This window comes from Rhizobacter sp. P3_B12, from assembly GCF_056402895.1.
Map to the genome: position 1 here is coordinate 1 of NZ_JBFUGN010000580.1, position 3,946 is coordinate 3,946.

Annotated in this window: 2 protein-coding genes, 1 tRNA gene and 1 pseudogene; all 4 read left to right on the forward strand. The window is 65.5% G+C overall.

The annotated features are described in order from the left end of the window. Window positions 1–478 (forward strand): hypothetical protein (locus AC1D01_RS24055; RefSeq protein ID WP_477870827.1); only part of this gene is annotated, 478 nt, incomplete at its 5' end. A 736-nt stretch (window positions 479–1,214) separates the two neighbouring features. Continuing rightward, window positions 1,215–3,347 (forward strand): TonB-dependent siderophore receptor, encoded by a 2,133-nt coding sequence (locus AC1D01_RS24060; RefSeq protein WP_477870829.1) that lies wholly within the window; start codon window positions 1,215–1,217, stop codon window positions 3,345–3,347. A 49-nt stretch (window positions 3,348–3,396) separates the two neighbouring features. Further along, a tRNA-Asn gene (locus tag AC1D01_RS24065) sits at window positions 3,397–3,472 on the forward strand. Window positions 3,473–3,835: 363 nt separating this feature from the next. Further along, window positions 3,836–3,946: pseudogene (locus AC1D01_RS24070) on the forward strand (IS5/IS1182 family transposase); the annotation flags it as partial.

The window sequence follows — 3,946 nt, forward strand, 5'->3', positions numbered from 1 at the left end:
TGCTTCTACAACCCCGTCAGGCTCCATTCCACACTCGGCTATCGCTCGCCCGTCGAGCATGAGCGTCACGCCGAACACACTCACTGAGATTCAACCCAAACCAACTCATTGGCGTGTCCGAAAAGACTTGACCACGACATCCAGTACAAAAATGCTCCCATCAAACAGGCTAGTCCGCGCCCGCTATATGCGCGGACTGACACCACGCTGGGGTGGTTCATACGAAGCCATGTGGTCATTTCTTGCTGAGGCCAAGCGCACTGGCGCTACAGACATCGGTCTTCTAGAACTCGAGGCGATCATCTTCGATGACATGGGTGACACAGCGCTCAATCGTGGCGATCAGGTGCTCGCGGTTAATGCCTTTCAGAAGGCGCTGGACCTTGGATCGAAGGTCGGCGGAGAGGTACCGCGTGAGCTCCCTTACTCTTGGCACTACAGATGCAAACTACCTGCGCTCCAGGCGTACTGCCGCTAGGTACGGAACCTAACCCTTCGCTGAGCTCAAAAGTTGAACGGCCGCTTTCCAGAGGCTTGCACAGCCTGTGCCAACTTCCGCTTTGGGTCGAATGCGCCAGTTCGCGAAGGCGCACAGCGGACGTTCAACACCAAGTAGTTCCACTGGCAGCACAGCGCGTTTTGACGCCCATCCGCGGGTGCTGCCTCGCTTGACCGATCTTCCGGCTACCTCCAGAAAGCCGCAGCGGCCGCATTGAGGCAGCAAGCGGCCTGTCGATAGCTCGAGGCGACCGACCGCAGCCGCTGCATTGCAGCGATCGGCTCACGACGCGATAGCCGCGCCTAGGTCGCCATCTCATGAGTAGCCGCCGGAAGCACGAGTGCCCGCTCCAGCAGTACTCCGCGGTTCGACGTTTGACGACCACGCCATCAGTCACTCAGCCGCGACTTTCAAATAGTGCAAAATTCGCCCCTGCCCGCCACTCAACCGGCGGGCTTTCGCTAGGGGTGCTGGTCACGTTCTCGTGACCGGCTGAGAGAGTCCCTTTGAACCTGATCGGTGGCGCGCTGTCGCAGGCGCGCCACGGGCTGACAGATTTATCTTGTCGGCCTGAGGTAATCCTCGCGCAGGGAAGCGTCGTGCCGCGGATCCTCTCTTCTTTGCCGCGGCCCGGTTGCGCCGACCTGCCATCGCCAAACCGGGAAGTACGATGGCATTCCGTTCTTGCAAGTCCCCTGCCCTGGCGCCACTGGCCTTGGGCATCGCATCCGCCTTCAGCGTGCATGCGCAATCCACCACCGCCAACAACMGCGCCGATCCGCAGACGCTGCCGCCGGTCACCGTGACCGGCCGCTCGCCCGATGCGGTCGCCACCATCGGCGGCTTCGGCGACCTGCCGCTGTCGAAGCTGCCGCTGCAGGCGAGCGTGATCAGCGGCGTCGCGATGAAGGATGCCGGCGTGCAGAGCCTGGCCGACATCACGCGCTTCGATGCGAGCCTTGGCGACGCCTACAACTCCGAGGGCTACTGGAGCACGCTGATGGTGCGCGGCTTCGCGACCGACAACCGCTTCAACTTCCGCCGCGACGGCTTGCCGATCAACGCGGAAACCTCGCTGCCGCTGGCCAACAAGGAGCGCATCGAGATCCTCAAGGGCACCAGCGGCATGCAGGCCGGCACCAGTGCGCCGGGCGGGCTGGTCAACCTGGTCGTGAAGCGGCCCGAGGGCACGGTGCGCTCGGCCGCGCTGGAGTGGAAGCAGAGCCGCACCTGGCGCGGCGGCGTCGACATCGGCCAGCGCTTCGGCGAGGGCGACGCTTTCGGCCTGCGGGTCAACGCGCAGTACGACGACCTGGATCCGCAGACGCACGACCTGCGCGGCCACAGCCAGCTGCTGGCGGTGGCCGGCGACTGGCGCGTGACGCCGGACACGCTGCTCGAGGCCGAGTTCGAGACCAGCCACCGCTCGCAGCCCAGCGTGCCGGCGATGAGCCTGCTGGGCAACCGCGTGCCCGATGCCTCGGCCTACGACCCGCGGACCAACCTGAACAACCAGCCGTGGTCGCAGCCGGTGGTGCTCGATGGCGACACCGCATCGCTGCGCTGGCAGCAGCGCCTGTCGGCCGACTGGCGCGCCGTGGCGCACTTCGCGACGCAGCGCCTGGTCAGCGACGACCGCCTCGCCTTCCCCTACGGCTGCAGCGCCGAAGGCAACTACGACCGCTACTGCAGCGACGGCACCTACGACCTCTACGACTACCGCAGCGACGACGAACACCGCCGCAGCGACGCGCTGGACCTGGGCGTGCGCGGCACGCTCGCGACCGGCGGGCTGTCGCACGAGCTGCAGGCCGGCGTGCTGTTCTCGCGCTTCAAGAGCCGCCTGCAGGGCCAGGCGTACAACTACGTCGGCACCGGCAACATCGACGGCACCGCCGTGACGCCTGCGGATCCCGCGCTGACCGGCACCAACACCAACCGCGACGAGCGCAATACCGAGCTATACCTGCGTGACGCGATCACGCTGACGCCGACCTGGAGCGCCTGGCTCGGCCTGCGCCACACGCGGCTGAAGCGCGAGAGCATCGCGACCGACGGCAGCCAGCCGGTCTCGTACACCGATGGCTTCACGACGCCGTGGCTCGCGCTGAGCCATGCGCTGCAGCCGGGCCTGCTGGCGTATGCGAGCTGGGGCCAGGGCATCGAATCGGAAGTGGCACCGAACCGCGCGCGCTACACGAATGCCGGGCAGGCGCTCGCGCCGTTGAAGAGCCGGCAGGTGGAGGCGGGCCTGAAGGGCAATGCGACAGACCTGAGCTGGGGCCTGACGGCGTTCGACATCGTGCGCCCGCGCTTTGCCGACGTCGGCAGCAACTGTGCCGACGACACGAATGGCAACACCTGCGCGCACCAGGAAGACGGCGAGCAGCGCCACCGCGGACTCGAGGCCGAGGGCGCCTGGACGACCGGCGACTGGACGCTGCAAGGTGCTGCGATGTGGCTGCACGCGCGCGTCGAGGATGTCGCGAGCGATGCGACGCTGAACGGCAAGCGCCCGGTCAACGTGCCGGACCGCACGCTGAAGCTGAACCTGAACTGGCGCGTGCCGCTGCTCACCGGCCTGAACCTCTCGGCCGGTGCAGTGCACGAGGGCGAGCGGATGGTGCTGCCGGACAACAGCCTGTCCATCCCGGGTTGGACGCGTTTCGATGCGGCAGCGCGCTACGAGCAGCGGGTGGCCGGCGTCGGCACGCTGACCTGGCGCGTGGGCGTCGACAACCTGAGCGACCGCCGCGCCTGGAAGGAAGCCCCGCTGCAGTTCGGGCACGTGTACCTCTACCCGCTGGCGCCGCGGACGGTGCGCGCTTCGGTTCAGATCGATTTGTGAGCCACTCGCCGAAACCGCTGATTTTTCTGTCTATAATCTGAGGCTCAGTTCCTCGATAGCTCAGTTGGTAGAGCGCCGGACTGTTAATCCGTAGGTCCCTGGTTCGAGCCCAGGTCGAGGAGCCAGTATTGACGGGGCCCGCAGCGATGCGGGCCCTTTGTCGTTTGGCGCCGATATGAGACGTTTATGAGACGGTGTCTCATATCCAGTAGTTGTGCGCCCGTCTTGGCGCGTCGCCGGCCGGATCGCCTGGACATGAGCAACGGTGCGCGAGGATCTTCTTCAGCGGMGTGGCCCGTAGTCGTCCTACGCCAACACGCGACGTTTGTAGACAGCAACGACCAATTCTGGGGGTAGTATCCACTGCGTCACGCTAGCGTAACTGGATCAATACACATGACAACTGGGGCGGATCGCGTTAGGGAACCGCTGATTTATTCGGGCAGATCTCGATGGCCGAACGAGGCGTGGACAGCGAGGATGGTTGCATGAAACAGACGAGCTTTGCGAGCCTGGAGTACGCGGGCAAGAAGCGCCAGACGAGGCGCGAGAAGTTCCTGGGCGAGATGGAGCGCGTGGTGCCGTGGTCGGCGCTGTGC